At 64.0% G+C, this 23,794-nt stretch carries 19 protein-coding genes and 4 tRNA genes; 18 read left to right on the top strand and 5 right to left on the bottom strand.

What is annotated here, in order from left to right; genetic code table 11:
• The first annotated feature begins 121 nt into the window (after window positions 1–121).
• From AC2T3R_RS07595 to AC2T3R_RS07615, 5 genes are all read left to right on the top strand, one after another.
• Window positions 122–197 (top strand) — tRNA-Val (locus AC2T3R_RS07595).
• Between the two features lie 66 nt (window positions 198–263).
• Window positions 264–340, top strand: a tRNA-Asp gene (locus tag AC2T3R_RS07600).
• Between the two features lie 99 nt (window positions 341–439).
• Window positions 440–516 (top strand) — tRNA-Asp (locus AC2T3R_RS07605).
• Window positions 517–657: 141 nt separating this feature from the next.
• Window positions 658–734 (top strand) — tRNA-Asp (locus tag AC2T3R_RS07610).
• A 200-nt stretch (window positions 735–934) separates the two neighbouring features.
• On the top strand, window positions 935–1,774 hold the full coding sequence (locus AC2T3R_RS07615; protein WP_410953180.1) for a DUF2242 domain-containing protein: 840 nt from the start codon (window positions 935–937) through the stop codon (window positions 1,772–1,774).
• A 207-nt stretch (window positions 1,775–1,981) separates the two neighbouring features.
• On the opposite strand, the gene AC2T3R_RS07620 is transcribed toward AC2T3R_RS07615, so the two are convergent.
• Window positions 1,982–2,851, bottom strand: a complete 870-nt coding sequence (locus AC2T3R_RS07620; RefSeq protein WP_013971616.1) for a DMT family transporter — start codon at window positions 2,849–2,851, stop codon at window positions 1,982–1,984.
• Between the two features lie 121 nt (window positions 2,852–2,972).
• On the opposite strand from AC2T3R_RS07620, the gene AC2T3R_RS07625 reads away from it, so the two are divergent.
• Complete coding sequence (locus tag AC2T3R_RS07625) at window positions 2,973–4,382, top strand: aminotransferase-like domain-containing protein (protein ID WP_410953182.1); 1,410 nt, start codon at window positions 2,973–2,975, stop codon at window positions 4,380–4,382.
• Between the two features lie 347 nt (window positions 4,383–4,729).
• Here the strand turns inward: AC2T3R_RS07625 and AC2T3R_RS07630 are convergent, their stop codons facing one another.
• Together AC2T3R_RS07630 and AC2T3R_RS07635 are read right to left on the bottom strand one after the other, a co-directional pair.
• Window positions 4,730–5,770: an AraC family transcriptional regulator gene (locus tag AC2T3R_RS07630; protein WP_410953183.1), complete on the bottom strand. Its 1,041-nt coding sequence runs from the start codon at window positions 5,768–5,770 to the stop codon at window positions 4,730–4,732.
• Between the two features lie 4 nt (window positions 5,771–5,774).
• Entirely contained in the window at window positions 5,775–6,893 is a 1,119-nt protein-coding gene (locus tag AC2T3R_RS07635; RefSeq protein WP_486744867.1) for a nitrilase-related carbon-nitrogen hydrolase, read from the bottom strand.
• A 191-nt stretch (window positions 6,894–7,084) separates the two neighbouring features.
• On the opposite strand from AC2T3R_RS07635, the gene AC2T3R_RS07640 reads away from it, so the two are divergent.
• Window positions 7,085–9,121, top strand: a complete 2,037-nt coding sequence (locus AC2T3R_RS07640) for an oxidoreductase (protein WP_486744868.1) — start codon at window positions 7,085–7,087, stop codon at window positions 9,119–9,121.
• 135 nt (window positions 9,122–9,256) lie between these two features.
• Window positions 9,257–10,147: a 1-aminocyclopropane-1-carboxylate deaminase/D-cysteine desulfhydrase gene (locus AC2T3R_RS07645; RefSeq protein ID WP_486744869.1), complete on the top strand. Its 891-nt coding sequence runs from the start codon at window positions 9,257–9,259 to the stop codon at window positions 10,145–10,147.
• On the opposite strand, the gene AC2T3R_RS07650 is transcribed toward AC2T3R_RS07645, so the two are convergent.
• Window positions 10,138–10,683, bottom strand: a complete 546-nt coding sequence (locus AC2T3R_RS07650) for a cytochrome b (RefSeq protein WP_003260150.1) — start codon at window positions 10,681–10,683, stop codon at window positions 10,138–10,140. The two genes, AC2T3R_RS07645 and AC2T3R_RS07650, sit on opposite strands and share 10 nt — an antisense overlap.
• Before the next feature lie 226 nt (window positions 10,684–10,909).
• A complete protein-coding gene (locus AC2T3R_RS07655; protein WP_486744871.1) occupies window positions 10,910–11,842 on the bottom strand; it encodes a DUF1853 family protein in 933 nt (310 codons plus the stop codon).
• A gap of 88 nt (window positions 11,843–11,930) precedes the next feature.
• Here AC2T3R_RS07655 and AC2T3R_RS07660 point away from each other — a divergent pair, with 88 nt between their 5' ends.
• The 10 genes from AC2T3R_RS07660 to AC2T3R_RS07705 all read left to right on the top strand — a co-directional run bounded on the left by AC2T3R_RS07660 (window position 11,931) and on the right by AC2T3R_RS07705 (window position 23,699).
• Window positions 11,931–12,821, top strand: a complete 891-nt coding sequence (locus AC2T3R_RS07660; protein ID WP_013971624.1) for an NAD(+) kinase — start codon at window positions 11,931–11,933, stop codon at window positions 12,819–12,821.
• Window positions 12,821–13,792 carry a metallophosphoesterase gene (locus tag AC2T3R_RS07665; protein ID WP_013971625.1) on the top strand — a complete coding sequence of 324 codons (972 nt, stop codon included), beginning with the start codon at window positions 12,821–12,823 and terminating at the stop codon, window positions 13,790–13,792. Before AC2T3R_RS07660 ends, AC2T3R_RS07665 begins: the two co-directional genes overlap by 1 nt.
• Window positions 13,789–14,667: a rhomboid family intramembrane serine protease gene (locus AC2T3R_RS07670; RefSeq protein ID WP_085721701.1), complete on the top strand. Its 879-nt coding sequence runs from the start codon at window positions 13,789–13,791 to the stop codon at window positions 14,665–14,667. The genes AC2T3R_RS07665 and AC2T3R_RS07670 overlap by 4 nt, the downstream gene beginning before the upstream one ends.
• 13 nt (window positions 14,668–14,680) lie before the next feature.
• Window positions 14,681–14,941 (top strand): YeaC family protein, encoded by a 261-nt coding sequence (locus AC2T3R_RS07675; protein ID WP_003260154.1) that lies wholly within the window; start codon window positions 14,681–14,683, stop codon window positions 14,939–14,941.
• Window positions 14,938–15,768: a DUF2797 domain-containing protein gene (locus AC2T3R_RS07680; protein WP_075044170.1), complete on the top strand. Its 831-nt coding sequence runs from the start codon at window positions 14,938–14,940 to the stop codon at window positions 15,766–15,768. The genes AC2T3R_RS07675 and AC2T3R_RS07680 overlap by 4 nt, the downstream gene beginning before the upstream one ends.
• A gap of 13 nt (window positions 15,769–15,781) precedes the next feature.
• A complete protein-coding gene (pepN, locus tag AC2T3R_RS07685) occupies window positions 15,782–18,439 on the top strand; it encodes an aminopeptidase N (protein WP_410953191.1) in 2,658 nt (885 codons plus the stop codon).
• Window positions 18,440–18,733: 294 nt separating this feature from the next.
• Window positions 18,734–19,753 carry a WD40/YVTN/BNR-like repeat-containing protein gene (locus tag AC2T3R_RS07690; RefSeq protein WP_410953192.1) on the top strand — a complete coding sequence of 340 codons (1,020 nt, stop codon included), beginning with the start codon at window positions 18,734–18,736 and terminating at the stop codon, window positions 19,751–19,753.
• 20 nt (window positions 19,754–19,773) lie between these two features.
• Complete coding sequence (locus AC2T3R_RS07695; protein WP_024086538.1) at window positions 19,774–22,149, top strand: efflux RND transporter permease subunit; 2,376 nt, start codon at window positions 19,774–19,776, stop codon at window positions 22,147–22,149.
• A 163-nt stretch (window positions 22,150–22,312) separates the two neighbouring features.
• Window positions 22,313–22,603: a DUF5629 family protein gene (locus AC2T3R_RS07700; protein ID WP_015269450.1), complete on the top strand. Its 291-nt coding sequence runs from the start codon at window positions 22,313–22,315 to the stop codon at window positions 22,601–22,603.
• Window positions 22,569–23,699, top strand: coding sequence for a lactonase family protein (locus AC2T3R_RS07705; RefSeq protein ID WP_486744873.1), 1,131 nt, complete (start codon window positions 22,569–22,571; stop codon window positions 23,697–23,699). The genes AC2T3R_RS07700 and AC2T3R_RS07705 overlap by 35 nt, the downstream gene beginning before the upstream one ends.
• The last annotated feature ends 95 nt before the right edge of the window (window positions 23,700–23,794 follow it).

Here is a 23,794-nt window from a genome sequence, read left to right on the forward strand (position 1 = left end):
AGACAGGTAAACCGCTTTTTGCTCCTTTCTGAAAAAAATTCAATGGGGCTATTGACTTAGCTTCGCCACCTGCGTAAATTTCGCGGCCTCAGCGAAGCAAACGCAACAAGCAACATCGCGAGGGTGATTAGCTCAGCCGGGAGAGCATCTGCCTTACAAGCAGAGGGTCGGCGGTTCGATCCCGTCATCACCCACCACTTCCTGAGATGTTCCTGGTGCTTCAGGTTTCGCAAGAAACCGATAGCCAGAGAGGAACGCACTGCGCAGCGGTAGTTCAGTCGGTTAGAATACCGGCCTGTCACGCCGGGGGTCGCGGGTTCGAGTCCCGTCCGCTGCGCCATTTTTCAGTATCAGATGGGTGCCTGGCACCGGTCTGAAGCCACAAGGTAAACGCCTTGGGCTGATCCCAGTTTCAATCGGGCGAAAGCCTGAACGATACGCAGCGGTAGTTCAGTCGGTTAGAATACCGGCCTGTCACGCCGGGGGTCGCGGGTTCGAGTCCCGTCCGCTGCGCCATCTTCGTTTCAAGGTCCCTTGAACACCTTGAAGAAAACACAAAAGAAGCGATCACGTTATCGCTTTTTTTGTGCCTGTCCTGAGGCCATCGCGCCGGAAGGGTAGACCCAGGTTTCAATCGGGCGCAAGCCTGAATGATACGCAGCGGTAGTTCAGTCGGTTAGAATACCGGCCTGTCACGCCGGGGGTCGCGGGTTCGAGTCCCGTCCGCTGCGCCATCTTCGCTTCGGGGCCCCTTGAACGTCTCGAAGCAACGAGAAAGCGACCTTAGGGTCGCTTTTTTCGTTTCTGCGTCTGGCAATTGCCGCCCTTGACCCAGATTTACACGAACCTGACAGACTCTTCACCGATCAGCGGTTCCTGTGCCTGCCTGCTGTGTTGCACAATAGGCACCTTCTTGACTTACCCGGAATTCGCAATGACCAGATCCTCCGTCTTTGGTGCGCTCGGGCTGGCCCTGGTGCTGGCGGGCGTGACCGGTTGTTCCTCGAAAAAAGCCGCCGTCTACGAGCACGAGAACTTCGATGACTCGGGCACCTTCTCGCGCAGCTTCCCGGTGAGCGATGCCGGCTCCTGCGAGGCCGCCCGGCGCGCCTTGCTCAGCCAGGGCTACATCATCACCAGCAGCGGTGCCAACCAGGTTGTGGGCAACAAGAGTTTCCAGCAGAACAGCGAGAACCACCTGCAGATCAGTTTCAACGTCACCTGTGCGCCGGATGTGAGCGACGAGCAGCGTTCGACCATGTTCGCCAACGCCCTGCAGGACCGCTACGCCCTGAAAAAGTCCAACACCTCCGCCAGCCTGGGCGTTGGTGTACTGGGGTCGGTATCGATGCCGATCGGCTCCAGCGACGACTCGATGGTCAAGGTGGCCAGCGAGACTGTGACAGCGGCGCAGTTCTATGATCGCTATTTCGCCTTGGTTGAGAGCTACTTGCCAAAGCCCAAGGCTAGGCAGGAGAGCAAGGCCAAGGTCGAGGAGCCCGCACCGAAGGTCGACGCGCCAGCGGCTGCCTTGGGGTTGCCGGAGCCGGCCGCCGCAGCGCCGGTGGCACCGGCCCCGGTTGCTGAGCCTTTGGTTGATGCGGCGCCAGCCCCGGCCCCTGTAGCCCCGGCCAGCGAGGCGGTAGCAGCGCCGGTGCTGGATGACAGCCAGGGCTCGCAGCCAGTGGCACCGCCGGCTGAGGCTGCGCCTATTGAAGTACAACAGCAAGCACAGCCTGCCGAGGCCGCTGAGCCCGCGTCCCCCGCCCTCTGATGGCTTGCCTGTAGGGGTAAACCCGCTCCCACAGGTACTGCGCAGTTCTCAACATCTGCGCGGTACCGCCATGGGGCAAAATCCTCCGTGCCCATGAACTTGGCCCTGTGCTGTGCAACTGCCCCGGTCCGAACAGCTTACGGAGGTCCCCAAGGCGCGCTGCGGCTTGGCGAAGCCTTCCCAATTCGCTTTTTTCTGGATCGACATCTACAAGGCGTACTTCTTGGCCCCGGCAACACAGATGACAGCCCCCAGCGTCACCACAAGCATCATCCAGCTGACCTGTTCGTGCAGCAGCAACGCTGCCAGCCCAAGCCCCATGAACGGCTGAAAGAGTTGCAACTGGCCCACTGCTGCAATGCCACCCTGGACCAGCCCTCGGTACCAGAACACAAAACCGATCAGCATGCTGAACAGTGAAACGTAGCCGAGGCTGAACCACGCAGGGGCGCTTACTTTGGCGAAGGCATCTGGTGTCGGAAGATTAGTGATTGTCAGTAGTAGCATCAGCGGCAACGCCACCAGCAACGCCCAACTGATCACCTGCCAACCCCCCAACGTCCGCGACAGCCGCGCCCCTTCGGCATAACCCAACCCACAGACGATGACCGCCGCCATCATCAGCAAATCGCCCAGCGCCGATGCCTCCCCACCATTCATAAGCGCATAACCAACGACGATTCCGGCACCCGTCAACGAGAACAACCAGAACAGTGGCCGAGGTCGCTCACCGCCCCGCAGCACGGCAAACCCTGCGGTACACAGCGGCAGCAGCCCGACAAAGACAATGGAATGCGCAGAGGTTACATGCTGCAGGGCCAGTGCCGTCAGCAGCGGGAAACCGATTACCACGCCCAACGCTGTTACCGCCAATGACCACAGGTCACCGCGTTCAGGGCGAGGCTGGCGCAGCACAAGCAAGAAAAGCGCCCCCAACAGAGCGGCAATCGTTGCCCTGGCACAGGTCAGGAACGTCGGTTCGAAGGCCGTCACTGCCACACGGGTGGCCGGCAGCGAGCCGGCGAAGATGGCGACGCCTATGAAGCCGTTGATCCATCCGCTTGTTGATTTTTCCATCGCCCAGTCCTCGATAAGTCTGGGTTCAGTACATCACTGACGCGTTCACCAAGGCCATGTACAATCCAATACAGTTTGACCGAACTGTTATGCACATTAATCCAGCACAGTTGAGGGTGCGATGAAACGCAGTGGAACGCTGATTCGGACCGTCATGGGTGAGGTGCAGGCGAGGATAGCCTCCCGGACCTACACACCCGGTACGCGGATCCCTTCGGTCCGGGCAATGGCGCAGGCCATGCAGGTATCGGTTTCTACCGTACTTGAGGCCTATGAACGGTTGATGGCAGAGGGGGTGCTCAGCGCCCGCCCTGGCTCTGGCTACTACGTGGCAGGGCCCGTGGCGCCCTTGGCACTGACCGAACTCGGCCCCAGGCTCGATCGTGAGGTCGACCCGCTGTGGATCTCGCGCCAGTCTCTTGAAACCTCCAGCGATGCGCTGAAACCAGGGTGCGGGTGGCTGCCTGCCTCCTGGATGTACGAAGCCGGCATGCGTAAAGCGCTGCGAGTCGCTGCCCGTTCCGACACGGTAAAACTGGCCGAGTACGCGTCGCCGCTCGGGCATCCGCCGCTCAGGCAGTTCCTGTCGCGACGGCTGGCTGGCATCGGCATCGAAGCCCCGCTGGAACAGATCATGCTCACCGAATCGGGCACCCACGCCATCGACCTGATTTGCCGTTTTCTGCTGGAACCGGGGGACACGGTCCTGGTCGACGACCCCTGCTATTTCAATTTTCACGCACTGCTCAAAGCCCACAGGGTGAACATTGTCGGGGTACCCTACACGCAGACAGGCCCGGACATCGAGGCGTTCGGCGCAGCCCTGCTCAGGCACGCACCCAGGTTGTACATCACCAATTCCGGCATCCACAACCCAACCGGGGCCAGCCTGTCCCCGGTCACCGCGCACAGGCTGCTGAAGCTGGCCGACACCTCTAGCCTGGTGATCGTGGAGGACGACATCTTCGCTGATTTCGAGAATACGCCCGCGCCACGGCTGTCTGCCTTCGACGGCCTCTCGCGTGTGATTCAGATAGGCAGCTTTTCCAAGACCATCTCTGCTTCAATCCGATGCGGCTACATCGCCGCCCGTGGTGAATGGATCGAGAGCCTGGTCGACCTGAAGATCGCGACCACCTTCGGCGGCGGACGCTTGGCCGCGGACATCATTTATCAAGCGATTACGGATAGCGGGTACCGAAAACACATGGAAGGTGTCCGCCACCGGTTAGGCGAGGCAATGGACAGAACGGTGCCGAGGCTTCAGGCCATTGGTATCAAGCCGTGGATAATTCCCCAGGCAGGCATGTACCTCTGGTGCCAGCTCCCTCAAGGCAAGGATGCAGCAACGCTGGCCAGGACCTGCCTGAATGAAGGTGTAGTGCTGGCGCCCGGTAATGCGTTCAGCCAATCCATGACGGCGGGGGATTTCCTGCGCTTCAACGTTGCTCAATCGGGTGACGGCAAACTCTACGAAGTGTTGAAAAGGGCGCTGAGTGCGCAGTCGCCAGAGCACTTAGTGCCAAGCTGAGCTTGTCATGGGGCACACCTGCGACAGAAATGGCTACGGCATGCTCGCGCACCGCACGGGGGAGCGCAGCCAGCACTGCGCACGCGTAGTTCGGCTTGGGCCTGCCGTCTAAAGCCTGCATGACCTACAAACGGCTAATATCAAGTAGCACGGGGCTAACGATTGCTGGGCACCGGATCATAAGCTTGTCATCAATCCTTCATCCTTCCTGCCTAGGGTGAGGCGACAGTTACCAGGAAAAATGAGTGAAGAGGGCTTAGGGCTATGGACGAATACCAAGAAGAACTTCTCGAATTCCAGGCTTATGAACTGGACACCCCGGAACCGGCTGACGACGCCACCGAGCTCTAGCCCACCCGCCGCTGGCTGCGGCGAAACTCCCCCGGCGTAAGGCCCGTCCAGCGCTTGAAAGCGCGCTGGAAGGCCTCGGCCGATGCAAACCCCAACAGATAGGCGATCTCGCCAAAGGCCAACTCCGTATCGCGGATATAGGTCTCGGCCAGGTCGCGCCGTGTTTCACTGAGCAGGTCGCGAAAGCGCGTGCCTTCCTCGGCCAGTTTGCGGCGCAAGGTCCAGGTCGGCAGTTGCAGGTGCAGCGCCACTTCTTCCAGGTCCGGTTCACGGCCACCATTTAGCAACGGGCCCAGCAGGTGGGTAATGCGCTCACCCAGGCTGCGCACCCGCGTACGCTGCAGCATTTCCGCCTCGCACAGCTGCAGCAGGTGCTGCCAGGTGCTCGGGCAATGCCTGGGGTTGACCAGCTGCAGCGTGGCCCGGCTCAGGCGCAGCTGGTTACCAGCGGCCGCGAACTGCACGGGTGTGCTGCACAGCGGCTGGTAGCGCGCGGCATAAGCGGGTGCGGCGAACTCGATGTCCATATGTTCGGCCTGCACCGCCGTACCGGCCAGGTCGGCAAGCTGGGCGAGCCAGCCGGCAAGTAGCGAATCGACCACGAAACGGTTGTAGGCGTTGTAGGGGCTGATGGAGTAGAAGCGCAGCCAGGCGCCCTCGGCATCTTCCTGAAAACTGGAGTGGCCGCGGTAGTTGGCGGCGTACAGCGGCTCGAAGCGCAACAGGGTACGTGCCGCCTCGCCCAGGTTCGGTGCCTGGGCAGCGGTGACCCCGGCCAGGCCGGCATGCGCCAGGCGGCTCAGGCGCCCCATGTGCAGGCCCAGTGCGGCCTCGCCGCACAGCTCGATGGCAGCGTGCCCAAGGTGCATGTAGCGCGGGATCGACAAGCGCGCGCCGGCTTCGCCCAGGCGCGCCGCATCCAGGCCATAGCGGCGCAGCAGCGGCTCGGGGTCATGGCCCAGTTCGCGCAGGGCTTCGGTCAGCGGCTGGACAAAGCCAACCGACAGGTCGCCCAGGCGCACGCGGGGGCGGGCCATGGGCTTACAGCCACAGGTTCAGCAGGCGGGCGCCAGGGCTGGGGGTACCCGCCAGCAATTCACCCGCGTGGTGGGCAAAGCCCTGGCCGTCGCTGCCCTGTTCCCAGAACTGCCCACGCATGAACACGCTCATGCTGCTGACGCCGGCCCCGGCGGCTTCGGTCAGGCGTTGCCAGGCGGCTTGTTCGCTGACTTCGCCGCGTTGCAAGGCCAGCCCGGCACTGGCGTCCTGGTGGCGATTGCCACGCCAGGGCGCTTGCCAGCTGCCCTTGCCGCTGAGGAACACCGGGTTGGCGATCAGTTGTACTGCCTGTTGGGCCAGTTGCTGGTGGTTTTCCGGGTACCAGCTGTCGCTGCCCACCAGCACGCCCAGGCGCCCGGCAGGGGTTTGCAATACCTGCAGCGGGTGCTGGCGGCCATCATGTACATAGCGGCGCATTTCGCTGTCGGGGAACTGCTGGCGTTGCGGTTGGCCCAGCAGCGAGCCGTCGCCGGCGAACACCACGCTGCTGTTGAACAGCGGGCCGCTGCCGGCATGCAGCACGCCCTGTTTCACGTAGGGGGCGGGCAGTACGATAGAGCCGGCCACCAGGGTGACATTGAATTCCTTGGCCAGGCCACCGAACAGTTGCTGGTAGTCCGCAGCCATCTGCTCGGCTTTCATGCGCAGGTGCGCGTCGGCGCGCCAGTCGTCCCCGTCGGCACGGAGCATGGCCAGGCCATAGCGCAGCGGGTTGCTCAGTTCCAGCCATTGCAGGGCTTCGCGGCTTTGCGTGACTTGATAAAGCTCGTTCTTTTCGCCGCGCGCCCACAGCCAGGTACCAATGTGCTCGGGCAGCACCACCACCGTGCGCGGGCCCACCAGACCCTGGGTACGGGCCTGTTCCAGGTAGGCTGCGAGCTTGCGGTGCAGGCGTTGAAGGTTCTGGTAATCGCCTGGGTAGAGCAGCGGTTCGACGCCGAGCAGGTTGCCGTGCTCGCCCGGCACGCCATGGTTCAGCGCCAGTTCGATGCGCAGGTCGGACAGGTAGTGGCCTTCCGGGCGCTGCTGGGTCCAGAAACCGTAGCCGCAGAGGGCGGCGATCATCACCAGCGCCAGGGCGCTTGCCAGGAGTTTTCGCATGAAGCAGGACAGCGCCTTGGAAACAAGAGTTTCCTAGGGTAGTCGCGCTGTGCGCGAGGATCAATAACTTGTCAGTTTCGATCATTGAGCCCGTTCAAACGTCTGTTTAATGTCGCAGGCAGACAAACGACGGGGTCCGCCAGCCGGTGAGGCACCCGCATTCCGTGAATACGCCACCTGGGGACCTTTCCATGGCCGCCGACCGCTACCCGCACCTGCTCGCACCGCTGGACCTGGGCTTCACTACCTTGCGCAACCGCACCCTGATGGGCTCGATGCACACCGGCCTCGAAGAGCGCCCGGGCGGCTTCGAGCGCATGGCGGCGTACTTTGCTGAGCGCGCCCGCGGTGGCGTCGGCCTGATGGTCACCGGCGGCATCGCGCCCAACGATGAGGGTGGGGTGTATTCCGGGGCGGCCAAGCTCAGCACCGAGGAAGAAGCCGACAAGCACCGCATCGTCACCGAGGCGGTACACGCTGCCGGCGGCAAGATTTGCCTGCAGATCCTGCATGCCGGGCGCTACGCCTACAGCCCGCGCCAGGTGGCGCCCAGCGCGATCCAGGCGCCAATCAACCCGTTCAAGCCCAAGGAACTGGACGAGGCGGGTATCGAGAAGCAGATCGCCGACTTCGTCAATTGCGCGGTGCTGGCCCAGCGCGCCGGTTACGACGGCGTCGAGATCATGGGTTCGGAAGGCTACTTCATCAACCAGTTCCTCGCCGCCCACACCAACCACCGCACCGACCGCTGGGGTGGCAGTTATGAAAACCGCATGCGCCTGGCGGTGGAGATCGTCAGCCGGGTGCGCGGCGCGGTCGGGCCGAACTTCATCATCATCTTCCGCCTGTCGATGCTCGATCTCATCGAGGGCGGCAGCACCTGGGATGAAATCGAGCTGCTGGCCAAGGCCATCGAGAAGGCCGGCGCGACGTTGATCAATACCGGCATCGGCTGGCACGAAGCGCGTATACCGACCATTGCCACCAAGGTGCCGCGCGCGGCATTCAGCAAGGTCACCGCCAAGTTGCGCGGCGTGGTGAACATTCCGCTGATCACCACCAACCGCATCAATACTCCGGAGGTGGCCGAGGCGGTGCTGGCCGAAGGCGATGCCGACATGGTCTCGATGGCACGTCCGTTCCTGGCCGACCCGGACTTCGTCAACAAGGCCGCTGCTGGTCGCGGCGACGAGATCAACACCTGCATCGGCTGCAACCAGGCCTGCCTGGACCATACTTTCGGCGGCAAGCTGACCAGTTGCCTGGTCAACCCGCGTGCCTGCCACGAGACCGAGCTCAACTACCTGCCCGTGCGCACCGTGAAGCGCATTGCCGTGGTCGGCGCAGGCCCGGCCGGCCTGGCGGCAGCCACGGTGGCGGCCGAGCGCGGCCACGCGGTGACCCTGTTCGATGCCGCCAGCGAGATCGGCGGGCAGTTCAATGTGGCCAAGCGGGTACCGGGAAAGGAAGAGTTCCATGAAACCCTGCGTTACTTCCGCAACAAGGTCAAAAGCACGGGCGTGGACTTGCGCCTGAACACCCGGGTCAATGTGCAGGCCCTGGTGGACGGTGGCTACGACGAGATCATCCTGGCCACCGGCATCGCCCCGCGCACGCCGGCCATCCCCGGTGTCGAGCATGCCATGGTGCTCAGCTACCTCGACGTGCTGCTCGAGCGCAAGCCGGTGGGCAAGACCGTCGCGGTGATTGGCGCGGGTGGCATCGGTTTCGACGTTTCCGAGTACCTGGTGCATCAGGGCGTTGCCACCAGCCAGGACCGTGAGGCGTTCTGGAAGGAGTGGGGCATCGACACCCATCTGCAGGCGCGTGGTGGCGTGGCCGGGATCAAGGCCGAGCCGCATGCCCCGGCGCGGCAGGTGTACCTGTTGCAGCGCAAGAAATCCAAGGTGGGTGACGGCCTGGGCAAGACCACCGGCTGGATTCACCGCACCGGGTTGAAGAACAAGCGGGTGCAGATGCTCAACAGCGTCGAGTACCTGGGCATCGACGATGCCGGCCTGCACATTCGCGTGGCCGATGGCGAGCCGCAGGTGCTGGCGGTGGACAACGTGGTGATCTGTGCAGGGCAGGAGCCGTTGCGCGAGCTGCAGGACGGGCTGGTGGCAGCGGGGCAGTCGGTGCACCTGATTGGTGGGGCCGATGTGGCGGCCGAACTGGATGCCAAGCGGGCGATCAACCAAGGTTCGAGATTGGCGGCTGAGCTCTGAGATCGCCGGGGCCGCTTTGCGGCCCTTCGCGGGCTTGCCCGCTCCCACAGGGATAGCGCACTCCTGACTGTGGGAGCGGGCAAGCCCGCGAAGGGCTGCAAGGCAGCCCCGGGATATCACTGGTAAACTCGCACGATGCACTTTGACCTGCCCCAAGCCCCCCTGCAGCCCCTGATCCTGCCCTGGCTGCAACAAGCCCAGGTAGAAGCCGCCATCCTGCGCCTGGACCTGATCGATCCGCTGATCAGCGGCAACAAATGGTTCAAGCTACGCCATCACCTGCAACAGGCCAGCGCCAGCAACGCCCCGGGCCTGATCAGCCTCGGCGGCAACCATTCCAACCACCTGCACGCCCTGGCCGCTGCTGGCAAGCGCTTCGGCTTCGCCACCGCCGGCCTGCTGCGTGGTCACGCCCAGGACACGCCAACCGTGCGTGACCTGCAGACGCTGGGCATGGAACTGCACTGGCTGGGTTATGGCGGCTACCGCGCACGAAACCAAGCGGGTTTCTGGGACCCTTGGCAGGCACGCTACCCGGGTTGGCACTGCATCCCCGAAGGGGGAGGCGGGCTTGCCGGTGCACAGGGCTGCGCGCTGATCATGCAGCAGGCACGGGCGCAGATCGCGGCACTGGGCTGGTCGGGCTACGACGCCTGGTGGCTGGCTGCTGGAACGGGGACTACCCTGGCCGGTCTGGTAATGGCCGAGGCGGGCGCACATGTGGTGCATGGTGCATTGGCGGTACCCAGGGACCATGGTGTGCCGGAGGCGGTAGCGACACTGGCCGGCGCGCATGGCTACCAACTGCACGACGCCTGCCGTGGCGGTTTCGGCAAATTCGACGCTGATCTGTTGGCGTTCATCGCTGATTGCGAGCGGCACACAGGCGTGCCGCTCGAAGCCCTCTACACTGGCAAGGCCGTGCTGGCCCTGCGTGAGCAGGTCGAGGCCGGGCTGTTCGCGCCCGGCACCCGCCTGATCGTGGTGCACACCGGCGGCCTGCAGGGCCGGCGCGGTTACTTGTAGGGCAGCATGCGCAACAGCGTGTTGTCGCGCTGCACATAGTGGTGATAGAGCCCGGCCAGCGCGTGCAGGCCGATCAGCCAGTAGCCCCAGCTGCCGATGCGTTCATGCCAGCCTTTGATGAACTTGGCCTGATCCGGGTTCGGGCCGATCAGGTGCGGCAGCTCCAGGCCGAAGAACGGCACTGGTTTGTCGGCGGCGCTGAGGATCAGCCAGCCGGCCAGCGGCAGGATGATCATCAGCAGGTACAACGCCAGGTGCATCAGGTGCGCTAGGCCGGTCTGCCAGGCCGCAGGCTTGGGCACGATGGGTGGAGTCGGGCGGCTCAGGCGGATGGCCAGGCGCAACCAGACCAGCACGAACACGCTGAGCCCGAGCATGAAGTGCAGGTCCTTCATCAGGTTGCGTTCGACGCTGTCCTTGGGGAACAGGCCACGCAGTTCGATTAGGGCGTAGACAGCGGCCAGCAGCACCAGCATCAGCCAGTGCAGGGCGATGGACAGGCGCGCGTAATGGGTCGCGGGGGTGGATGAAACCATGATCGGTCCTCGTCATCAGGTCGGGATAGCGCTCTTGCCGGCGCTCAGGAAGTACTGTAGTGGCTACGGGGTAACAAATCTTTGCGCCAGGTCTGTGAAAATTGTGTTGTCTGCACCGGCCTCTTCGCGGGCTTGCCCGCTCCCACAGGTACTGCACAGGTTCTGAATGCTGTGCAGTCCCTGTGGGAGCGGGCAAGCCCGCGAAAAAGGGCCGGTATAGCTGGCATCATGCCTCGGGTGTAAATGGCCAACTGTCAGCCACCAGAAACACCCGCTCGGCCTCCTGCCACGCCCCGTCAGCCTCTTGCTCCAACCTCACCAGCAACTGCGCCGGAGCCTGCCGTTCCAGCACATGCAGCCACGCCGCAAACTGCTCCACCGCCCAGCACTCATGCGCCTCGACCCGCGCCGGCGCCAGCCAGGCATGCCGTTGCAGCGGCTGCCATTGCTCACCTTCGCCCATGACCCAGTCCCGCCGCCGCAGCCAGCGCCCGCGCAAGTGCTGCGGGTTGGCGCCCTGTGGTGGCTGCGCATGCCCAGGCCGCGGGTAGAACAGGTAGCCACCCAGCCACACATGCGCCTGCACCTGCTCCACCCCCAGCCGGGCCAGCACCTCGCGGCTGTGCGCCCCCGCCGACATGGGCAACTGGTGCCGTGCCAGGTGGGCCAGTTTGCTTCCCAGTCGGTCATGGCAGCCTGGCCCTAGCCAGGTGTCGGGGTCGTGCCCGGGGTGTTCCGGACCCAGGTACAACTTGATGGCCAGTTCCAGGTGGTGCACACCGTCGCGGTCGCGCAGCACCACATCCAGCTCGCCCAGGGTGCGCCCGCCGTCGCGAATCGCCAGGTTGGCCGCCAGCAGTTCGATGCCCGGGGCCTGGCCCAGGGCGAATTGCCACAGCCGTTCGTAGTAGTGCCCCAGGCGCCGGCTGCCTAGCTGCGCCAGCCAGTCGCGCAGTGGGCGATCATCGTCATCCAGCGCCCGCAGCCAGTCTGCCAGGCGCTGTGGCTGGTCCGCCCACAGGCTACCCGCCAGCGGGTGGCGCTGGGGGCAGGGCGGGGCGCTGAGCAACGGGGGCGACAGCAGGGCCCAGGCCAGGTCGCGCACGTTGGGGCGGCGTAGCTGCCGGGGCAGGTCGTGGAGCAGGGCGAATGGCATCATCCTGCGAGCATAGCCGGTTTGCCGCTACCCGGTGGTTTCGCCCATAATCGCGGCATAGTCACCCGCCGCAGAGCCTCGCAGGAGCCCCATGGAGCAATTTCGCAATATCGGTATCATTGGCCGCCTTGGCAGCTCCCAGGTGCTCGACACCATTCGCCGACTGAAAAAATTTCTTATCGAGCGCCACCTGCACGTGATCCTCGAGGACACCATCGCCGAAGTGTTGCCTGGCCATGGCCTGCAAACCTCCACCCGCAAGCTGCTGGGCGAGGTCTGTGACCTGGTCATCGTGGTCGGCGGCGACGGCAGCCTGCTGGGCGCCGCCCGCGCCCTGGCCCGGCACAACATTCCGGTGCTGGGCATCAACCGTGGCAACCTGGGCTTCCTCACCGACATCCGCCCCGACGAGCTGGAAGAGAAGGTCGCCGAAGTGCTCGACGGCCACTACCTGGTGGAAAACCGCTTCCTGCTGCAGGCCGAGGTACGCCGCCACAACGAAGCCATCGGCCAGGGTGATGCCCTGAACGATGTGGTACTGCACCCAGGCAAGTCCACGCGCATGATCGAGTTCGAGATCTACATCGATGGCCAGTTCGTCTGCAGCCAGAAGGCCGACGGCCTGATCGTCGCCACCCCCACCGGCTCCACCGCCTACGCGCTGTCGGCCGGCGGCCCGATCATGCACCCCAAGCTCGACGCCATCGTCATCGTGCCGATGTACCCGCACACCCTGTCGGGCCGGCCGATCGTGGTCGACGGCAACAGCGAGCTGAAGATCGTGGTGTCCAAGGACCTGCAGATCTACCCGCAGGTATCCTGTGACGGCCAGAACCACTTCACCTGCGCCCCCGGCGACACCATCACGGTGAGCAAGAAACCGCAGAAGCTGCGCCTGATCCACCCGCTGGATCACAATTACTACGAGGTCTGCCGCACCAAGCTCGGCTGGGGCAGCCGCCTGGGAAGCAGGGACGACTGATGCTCGATCCGGCGCGAAGTTTCGACATCATCGGTGACGTGCACGGTTGTGCGCTGACCCTTGAACGCCTGCTCGACGCCCTCGGTTACAAGCGTGTGGCCGGCGTGTGGCGCCACCCGCGGCGCCAGGCGCTGTTCCTTGGCGACATCGTCGACCGCGGGCCACGCATCCGCGAGGCGTTGCACATCGTCCACGACATGGTCGAGGCCGGCCAGGCGTTCTGCATCATGGGCAACCATGAGTACAACGCCCTGGGCTGGGTCACCCCGGCACTGCCTGGCAGCGGCAAGGCCTTCGTGCGCGAGCATACGCCGCGCCACGCCCGGTTGATCGACGAAACCCTGACTCAGTTTGCCCACCACCCCGCTGACTGGCACGACTTCGTCAACTGGTTCTACGAATTGCCGCTGTTCGTCGACGCCGGGCGCTTCCGCCTGGTGCATGCCTGCTGGGACCCGAGGCTGATCGAGCCGCTGCGCCAGCAGTACCCCGACGGGCGCATCGACGAACACTTCATCCAGGCCTCGGCGGTGAACGGCAGCTTTGCCGCCACCGTGTGCAACCGCCTGCTGCGCGGTACCGACATGCGCCTGCCGGACGGCCTGACCCTCACCGGTGGCGACGGCCTGACCCGTGCCTTCTTCCGTACCAAGTTCTGGGAAGAAGACCCGCAAACCTACGGCGACATCGTGTTCCAGCCAGACGCCCTGCCCGCGGAAGTGGCCAGCACCCCGCTCAGTCACAGCCAGAAGAACGCCTTGCTGCGCTATGCCGAAGACGAGCCCATGCTGTTCGTCGGCCATTACTGGCGCAGCGGCCGCCCGGCGCCGATCCGCGCCAACCTGGCCTGCCTGGACTACAGCGCCGTGCTCTACGGCAAGCTGGCAGCCTACCGGCTGGATGATGAAACCCGCATCGACCCGCACAAGTTCGTCTGGGTCGACGTCGACCGCCCACAGGCCAACCAATGAACATTATCGAAGTGATGCGCCTGCCGCTGTCGGTCGACCTCAGCGGCTTCGTTCACCTGCTGCAGCGCCTGCAGGTGCCGCACCGGGTCAGCGAGGAGGGCGATGCCCAGGTGCTGTGGGCCCCCGACACCCTGGCAGCGGACGTCCGCGAACTCTACCAGCGCTACCCCGACGGCAACGCTGACCTGCCGGCCACCACCGATCCTGTGGGAGCGGGCGAGCCCGCGAAAGGGCCCTCCCTGGCAGAACAGGCCAAAGCCTGCAAAGTCACCACTATCACCCTGCTGCTGTGCTTCATCGTCGCCGGCCTCACCGGCCTTGGCGACAATTTCACCACCATCAGCTGGTTCACCTTCCTCGATTTCCGCGTCCAGGGCGACTACCTGTACTTCAACCCGCTGGCGCAAAGCCTGGACCAAGGCCAGTGGTGGCGCCTGGTATCGCCCATGCTGCTGCATTTCGGCGTGCTGCACCTGGCCATGAACAGCCTGTGGTACTGGGAGCTGGGCAAACGCATCGAATTGCGCCAGGGCCCGTGGGCGCTGCTGGGCCTGACCCTGCTGTTCAGCCTGGTGTCCAACCTGGCCCAGCACTACAGCAGCGGGCCGAGCCTGTTCGGCGGCCTGTCCGGCGTGCTGTACGGCCTGCTCGGGCACATCTGGCTGTACCAGTGGCTGGCACCCGACCGTTACTTCAACCTGCCCAAGGGCGTGCTGGTGATGATGCTGATCTGGCTGGTGGTGTGCCTGAGCGGCGTGATCGACACCCTGGGCCTTGGCCAGATCGCCAACGCCGCCCACGTCGGCGGGCTGCTCATCGGATGCCTGACCGGGCTCTTGGGTGGGGCGCTTGCCCGGCGTAAACTGTCGGCTTGAATCAGGAGACACTATGTCCACTTTCGCGCAAATGATCGAAAACATCACCCCGGAAATCTACGAGAGCCTGAAACTGGCCGTGGAAATCGGCAAATGGTCGGATGGCCGCAAGCTCACTGCCGAGCAGAAAGAGCTGTCGCTGCAGGCGGTAATCGCCTGGGAGATGAAAAACCTGCCCGAAGACCAGCGTACCGGCTACATGGGCCCGCAGGAATGCGCCTCGAAGTCCGCGCCGATCGCCAACATTCTGTTCAAGTCGGACTCGGTACATTGATCGAACTCGCTCGTGGCTCGTTGAGCAAGATGGCGGTAAGCCTGCAGGCGCCAGTGGTGCAGTACAGCTTTCGCCTTGATGACACGCAGGTGCCGGTCAACCCGCTGATCGGCCAGCGCCTGCGCCTTGAGTACCTTGGCGCCATTCACTGCAGCCATTGTGGCAAGCGCACCAAGACCAGCTTCAGCCAGGGTTACTGCTACCCGTGCATGACCAAACTGGCCCAGTGCGACGTGTGCATCATGGCCCCGGAAAAGTGCCATTACGACGCTGGCACCTGCCGCGAACCGTCGTGGGGCGAACAGTTCTGCATGACCGACCATGTGGTCTACCTGGCCAACTCGTCGGGGATCAAGGTCGGTATCACCCGCGCCACCCAGCTGCCCACCCGCTGGCTCGACCAGGGTGCCAGCCAGGCCCTGCCGATCGTGCGCGTGGCCACCCGCCAGCAGTCCGGCCTGGTCGAAGACTTGCTGCGCAGCCAGGTGCCGGACCGCACCAACTGGCGCGCCCTGCTCAAGGGCGATGCCGAGGAGCTCGACCTGGTGGCCATTCGTGAACAGGTCTTCGACGCCTGTGCCGATGGCCTGCGCGAGCTGCAGGGGCGCTTCGGCCTGCAGGCGATCCAGCCGCTGGCCGACGCCGAAGTGGTGCAGATGAAGTACCCGGTCGAGGCCTACCCATCGAAGATCGTCAGTTTCAACCTCGACAAGGACCCGGTAGTGGAAGGCACGCTGCTGGGCATCAAGGGCCAGTACCTGATCTTCGACACCGGTGTGATCAATATTCGCAAGTACACGGCCTACCAGTTGGCCGTGCTCCAGTAAAAAGGACCTGCACATGCGTACCGAACAACCGCAAGTGATCTACCTCGAGGATTACCAGGCGCCCGAGTACCTGATCGACGAGACGCACCTGACCTTCGAGCTGTTCGAGGACCACACTCTGGTTCACGCGCAACTGGTCATGCGCCGCAACCCGGCACGCGGTGCCGGCCTGCCGCCACTGGTACTCGATGGCCAGCAGCTGGAGCTGCTGCGCGCCTCGCTGGATGACCAGGAACTCCAGCCGGGCGACTACCAGCTCGACGCCGACAGCCTGACCGTGCAGCCCAAGGCCGAGCGCTTCACCCTCGACACCAGCGTGAAGATCCACCCCGAAAGCAACACCGCACTGGAAGGCCTGTACAAGTCGGGCAAGATGTTCTGCACCCAGTGCGAGGCCGAAGGCTTCCGCAAGATCACCTACTACCTCGACCGCCCGGACGTGATGAGCACCTTCACCACGACGGTGATCGCCGAGCAGCATCGCTACCCGGTATTGCTGTCGAACGGCAACCCGATCGGCAGCGGGCCGGCAGACGATGGTCGCCACTGGGCGACCTGGGAAGACCCGTTCATGAAGCCGGCCTACCTGTTCGCCCTGGTGGCCGGTGACCTGTGGTGCGTCGAGGACAGCTTCACCCGCCAGTCCGGCCGTGACGTGACCCTGCGCATCTACGTCGAGCCCGAGAACATCGACAAGTGCGACCACGCCATGGTCAGCCTGAAGAAGTCAATGCGCTGGGACGAAGAAGTCTATGGCCGCGAGTACGACCTGGACATCTTCATGATCGTCGCGGTCAACGACTTCAACATGGGCGCCATGGAAAACAAGGGCCTGAACATCTTCAACTCCAGCTGTGTGCTGGCCCGTGCCGAAACCGCCACCGATGCCGCACACCAGCGCGTCGAAGGCGTGGTTGCCCACGAGTATTTCCACAACTGGTCGGGCAACCGCGTCACCTGCCGTGACTGGTTCCAGCTGTCGCTGAAGGAAGGCTTCACGGTGTTCCGAGATGCCGAGTTCAGCGCCGACATGAACTCGCGCACGGTCAAGCGCATCGAAGACGTGGCCTACCTGCGTACTCACCAGTTCGCCGAAGACGCTGGCCCCATGGCCCACCCGGTGCGCCCGGACAGCTTCATCGAGATCTCCAACTTCTACACCCTGACCGTGTACGAGAAGGGCGCCGAAGTGGTGCGCATGGTTCGTACCCTGCTGGGCGCCGACGGCTTCCGCAATGGCAGCGACCTGTACTTCGAACGCCACGATGGCCAGGCGGTGACCACCGACGATTTCATCAAGGCCATGGAAGACGCCAACGGCGTCGACTTCACCCAGTTCAAGCGCTGGTACAACCAGGCCGGCACCCCGCGCCTGGAAGTCAGCGAGGCTTATGACGCGGCCGCGCAAACCTACAGCCTGACCTTCCGCCAAAGCTGCCCGCAGACCCCGGACAAGGCCGAAAAACTGCCGTTCGTGATCCCGGTGGAGCTTGGCCTGCTGGATGCCGCAGGCAACGACCTGCCGCTGCAACTGGCCGGCGAAGCGACGGCGCAGGGCACCAGCCGCGTGCTGTCGGTGACCGAGGCCGAGCAGACCTTCACCTTCCAGGGCATCCAGGCCAAGCCGCTGCCTTCGCTGCTGCGTGGCTTCAGTGCACCGGTCAAGCTCAGCTTCCCCTACGACCGCGACCAGCTGATGTTCCTGATGCAGCACGACAGCGACGGCTTCAACCGCTGGGAGGCGGGGCAGCAGTTGTCGGTGCAGGTGCTGCAGGAGCTGATCGGCCAGCATCAGCGCGGCGAAGCACTCAAGCTCGACCAGCGCCTGATCAGCGCCCTGGGCACCGTGCTCGGCAACGAGTCGCTGGACCCGGCCATGGTTGCCGAAATGCTCTCGCTGCCGGGTGAGGCCTACCTCACCGAAATCAGCCAGGTGGCCGACGTGGACGCCATCCACGCCGCCCGCGAGTTCGCCCGCCAGCAGATCGCCGAGCAACTGTTCGACGCCCTGTGGTCGCGTTACCAGGCCAACCGCGACGTGTCGCGCAACACCGCCTACGTGGCCTCGGCCGAGCATTTCGCTCGCCGCAGCCTGCAGAACATCGCGCTGTCGTACCTGATGCAGAGCGGCAAGCCGCAGGTGCTGCAGGCGACTTTGGAGCAGTTCGAGCACTGTGACAACATGACCGAGCGCCTTACCGCCCTGGCCGTGCTGGTCAACTCGCCGTTCGAGGCCGAGCGGGCCAAGGCCTTGGAGGCGTTTGCCGAGCACTTCAAGGACAACCCGCTGGTCATGGACCAGTGGTTCAGCGTGCAGGCGGCCAGTACGCTGCCGGGCGGGCTGGCGCGGGTCAAGGCGCTGATGCAGCACCCGGCGTTCACCCTGAAGAACCCGAACAAGGTACGTGCGTTGATCGGCGCCTTTGCCGGGCAGAACCTGGTCAACTTCCATGCGGCGGATGGCTCCGGCTACCGCTTCCTGGCGGACCTGGTGATCGAGCTGAATGCGCTGAACCCGCAGATCGCTTCGCGGCAACTGGCACCACTGACCCGCTGGCGCAAGTATGACTCTGCGCGTCAGGCCCTGATGAAGGGCGAGCTGGAGCGGATTCTGGCTTCTGGTGAGCTGTCCAGTGATGTGTATGAAGTGGTGAGCAAGAGCCTGGCTTGAGCCTGGAAGAGCTTGGGGCTGCTGTGCAGCCCTTCGCGGGCACGCCCGCTCCCACAGGGATATCACTGCTTTCAAGGCCTGTGATACCCCTGTGGGAGCGGGCGTGCCCGCGAAGGGCCGCACAGCGGCCCCGGCTTTTTACAGCCGACAACAAAACATAACACCCCGCCCGTTGTGTTCCCGCAAATATCCCCGCTACGATCCCCTCAAGCTATTGCAAGCCTCTAGATCAGGCTTTTCGCAGTACCTGCAGTGCATTGACCCACCAGACAAGAACACAACAGGGGGACAGTCATGAGGGAACAGAACAGGCGCTTTGCCTGGCCATTGGCAGCCAGCGCGGTACTGGCGCTGGGGCTCGGCGTGTGGGCTAACAGCGTGCAAGCCGCTGCCGCCGACGAATATTCCACCGAATCGGCCAAGGCCAGCCAAAGCCTGCTGATCGACGCCACCCATGCCGGTAAGCGCCTGGTGGTAGTGGGCGATCGCGGTCATATCCTGTTCTCCGACGATCAGGGCAGAACCTGGACCCAGGCGCGGGTGCCCACCCGACAACTGCTGACCGCGGTGTTCTTCCTTGACGACAAGCGCGGCTGGGCCGTCGGCCACGATGCGCTGGTGCTCGCCAGCAGCGATGGTGGTGCCACCTGGAGCAAGCAGTTCGAAGACCTGCCCCGCGAAGCCCCCTTGCTCGATGTCGCCTTCCTCGACGCCCGGCACGGCTTTGCCGTAGGTGCCTACGGCGCCTTGCTGGAAACCACCGACGGCGGCCAGCACTGGCAGGACGTGGCCGAGCGCCTGGACAACCCCGACCAGCTGCACCTGAACGGTATCGCCCAGGTGCGTGACGCGGGCCTGTTCATTGTCGGCGAGCAGGGCGGCATGTTCCGCTCGGCCGACAACGGCCAGACCTGGGCCAAGGTTCAAGGCCCCTACGAGGGCTCGCTGTTCGGCGTGATCGGCACTGCACAGCCGCGCACATTGCTGGCCTACGGCCTGCGCGGCAACCTGTTCCGCTCCACCGATTTCGGTGACAGCTGGCAACCGATCGAGCTCAAGGCCGCACGTGGCACCCTCGAATTCGGCCTGGCAGGCGCTACGCTTGTCGAGGACGGTAGCCTGGTGCTGGTCGGCAATGGCGGCAGCGTGCTGCGCAGTACCGATGACGGCCAGACCTTCAGTGTCTACAACCGCGCCGACCGCATTGCCCTGGCCGGCGTCAGCGGCCTGGCCGATGGCGGCCTGCTGCTGGTAGGGCAGGGTGGCGTGCACCTGGCTGACCCGCAGGGTGCTGACCAGGAGGTGCGTCCATGACCAGCAGGGAGAGCATCACTATGCACCCGCATCACCAGGACAAGGCCACGTTGCTCGAACGCCTGATCTTCAACAATCGCCCCGTGGTCATCGCCCTGTGCGTGCTGGTCAGCATCTTCCTGTTCTGGCAGGCCACGCAGATTCGCCCGTCCACCAGCTTCGAGAAGATGATCCCGCTGCAGCACCCGTTCATCGAGCAGATGATGGAGCACCGCAACGACCTGGCCAACCTCGGCAACACCGTGCGCATTTCGGTGGAAGCGGTGAATGGCGACATCTTCGACAAGGACTACATGGAGACCCTGCGGCAGATCCATGACGAGGTGTTCTACATCCCTGGCGTCGACCGTGCCGGGTTGAAGTCGCTGTGGAGCCCCAGCGTGCGCTGGAGCGAGGTCACCGAGGAAGGCTTCTCGGGTGGCGAGGTGATTCCCAACACCTACAACGGCTCGCAGGACAGCCTCGACACCTTGCGCGACAACGTGCTCAAGTCGGGCCAGGTGGGGCGACTGGTGGGCAACAACTTCAAGTCCAGCATCGTCGATGTGCCACTGCTGGAGAGCTACCCCGACCCGCAGGACCCGGGCAAGCAGGTGAAGCTGGACTACCAGCAGTTCTCGCACCAGCTTGAAGAAAAGATCCGTGACAAGTTCCAGGCGCAGAACCCCAACGTGAAGGTGCACATCGTCGGCTTCGCCAAGAAGGTCGGCGACCTGATCGACGGCCTGGTGATGGTGGCGATGTTCTTCGGCGTCGCCCTGGCCATCACCTGGGTGCTGCTGTACTGGTTCACCTGGTGCATCCGCAGCACCATCGCCGTGCTCATCACCACCCTGGTGGCAGTGGTCTGGCAGCTGGGCCTGATGCATGCGGTGGGCTTTGGCCTGGACCCGTACTCGATGCTGGTGCCGTTCCTGATCTTCGCCATCGGCATTTCCCACGGGGTGCAGAAGATCAACGGTATCGCCCTGCAGTCGAGTGATGCCGACAACGCCCTGACCGCTGCCCGGCGCACCTTCCGCCAGCTGTTCCTGCCGGGGATGATCGCCATTCTCGCCGACGCCGTGGGCTTCATCACCTTGCTGATCATCGACATCGGCGTGATTCGTGAGCTGGCCATCGGTGCTTCCATCGGTGTGGCGGTGATCGTGTTCACCAACCTCATCCTGCTGCCGGTAGCCATCTCCTACGTCGGCATCAGCAAGAAGGCCGTCGAGCGCAGCAAGCAGGACGCCACCCGCGAGCACCCGTTCTGGCGCCTGTTGTCGAACTTCGCCAGTGCCAAGGTGGCGCCTGTATCGGTGGCCCTGGCGCTGGTCGCCTTCGCCGGTGGCCTGTGGTACAGCCAGAACCTGAAGATCGGCGACCTCGACCAGGGCGCGCCGGAACTGCGCCCCGATTCGCGCTACAACCAGGACAACAACTTCATCATCAGTAACTACTCGACCAGTTCCGACGTGCTGGTGATCATGGTCAAGACCCCGCCGGAAAGCTGCTCGATCCACTCGACCATGGCGCCGATCGACGAGCTGATGTGGACCATGCAGAACACCCCGGGCGTGCAGTCGGCAATTTCCCTCGTGACCGTGTCCAAGCAGGTGATCAAGGGCATGAACGAGGGCAGCCTGAAATGGGAAACCCTGTCGCGCAACCCGGACATCCTCAACAACTCCATCGCCCGCGCCGATGGCCTGTACAACGGCGACTGCTCGCTGGCACCGGTGCTGGTGTTCCTCAACGACCACAAGGCCGAAACCCTGGAGCGGGTCACTGCCGTGGCCAAGGCGTTTGCCGACAGCCACAACAAGGAAGGCCTGCAGTTCCTGCTGGCGGCGGGCAATGCCGGAATCGAGGCGGCGACCAACGAGGTGATCAAGTCGGCCGAGCTGACCATCCTGATCCTGGTGTACATCTGCGTGGCGGTGATGTGCCTGATTACCTTCCGCTCGTTCGCCGCCACCCTGTGTATCGTCCTGCCGCTGGTGCTGACCTCGGTGCTGGGCAACGCGCTGATGGCCTACATGGGCATCGGGGTCAAGGTGGCGACCTTGCCGGTGGTGGCGCTGGGTGTGGGCATTGGCGTGGACTATGGCATCTACATCTACAGCCGGCTGGAAAGCTTCCTGCGCGCCGGGTTGCCGTTGCAGGAGGCGTATTACGAGACCCTGCGCTCGACCGGCAAGGCAGTGCTGTTCACCGGCTTGTGCCTGGCCATCGGCGTGTGCACCTGGATCTTCTCGGCGATCAAGTTCCAGGCGGACATGGGGTTGATGCTGACTTTCATGTTGTTGTGGAACATGTTCGGGGCGCTGTGGTTGTTGCCGGCGTTGGCGCGGTTCCTGATCAAGCCGGAGAAGATGGTGGGCAAGGAGGGCGGGTCGATTTTTGCCCATTGAATTGCAGGGGGCCGCTTTGCGGCCCATCGCCGGCAAGCCAGCTCCCACAGGTACAGCGCAAGCCTCCAGATTTGTGCGATCCCTGTGGGAGCTGGCTTGCCGGCGATGGGCTGCAAAGCAGCCCCAGGGCTATAATGCCAACTCATTTCAGATTGGTACCCCCATGTCCCCCCTCGCCACCGCCCTGCAGTCCTGCGACATGCTCCTGATCGACGGCCTGCACGCCTTCGACTTCACCTCCGATGAATCCGGCCTCACCATCGAATGCATGGACGGCCGCCAGCTCCGCCGCTGGTCCTTCACCCCCGAGCAGATCACAGCTGCCATCGCCGTGGGTGACGAGTGGCAACTCGACGATGCCGACGGCGCGCATCGGCTAGTCTGTATGAGTGCCTTTCGCGCCCCGGATGATGACGAAGATGAATCGGATCTGGACGAGCCTGCTGACCGCTAGCCTGATGAGCCTGACCATCCATGCCCACGCCGCCACCTTGCTGGTGGGCAGTTACACCGATGGCGCCAGCGAGGGCATCTACCGCTACGGGTTCGACGAAAAGACCGGTCATATCGACCCGTCGCCGCAGCAGGTGGTGGAGAGTGTCAGCCCTTCATGGCTGGTGCTGTCGGCCGATCAACGCCAGCTCTTTGCGGTCAACGAAACGCCGAAGGGCGGGGTCAGCAGTTTCGCCGTCAGTGCAAAAGGCGAGATCAAGCTACTCAACCAGGTGCCCAGCCAAGGTGACGAGCCGACCCACGCCAGCCTCAGCCAGGACCAGCGTTATCTGTTCGTGGCCAACTACGCGGTCAAGCCCGATCCCGGCGGCAGCCTGGTGGTAGTCCCGGTGGCCAAGGACGGCAAGCTCAAGCCGGTGGTGCAACAGGCCCGGCACAAGGCGAGCGGGGTCAACCCCGAGCGCCAGGCCGGCGCCCATGTGCATTCGCTGGTGCTGTCACCGGACGGCCGCCACCTGTATGCCAGCGACCTGGGTGCCGACAAGGTGTTCATCTACCGTTACGACGGTGCCAGCGCAGACCACCCGTTGACGCCAGCGATCCCCGCGTCGGTGGACCTGCCGCCGGGCAGCGGGCCGCGCCACCTGTTGTTCGACGCCAAGGGCCGTCACGCCTACCTGACCCTGGAAATGAGTGCCGAAGTGGTGATGTTCGACGCGCAGGAGGGCAACCTGGTCGAACGCCAGCGCCTGCCCCTGACCGAGAGCAAGGAAGCTGCGGCGAAAGCGGCAGGTGGCTTGCACCTGTCGGCAGACGGGCGCTTTCTGTATGTGAGCAACCGCGGCACGGCCAACGAGATCGTGGCGTTCAGCGTGGGCAAGCAGGATGGCCAGCTGACGTTCCTGCAGCGCCGTTCGGTGGAGGGGGATCATCCCCGCGAGTTCGCCCTCGACCCGAGCGACAACTTCCTGCTGGTGGCCAACCAGAAGAGCAACCAGATCGTGGTGATACGCCGCGATCCGCGCAGCGGCAAGCTGTTGGAGACGGTGCAGACGCTGAAGCAGGATGCGCCGTCGGACCTGAAGTTCATCGAGTGATATCGATCGGCGTGATAATCGATACTGCCGCAATGAATTTTTGCCTGCGGCTTCGGCGGCGTAAGTTTGACCCAAGGCCCAAACGGGCCAACGTC

Source organism: Pseudomonas sp. PVC-5-1 (assembly GCF_057444345.1).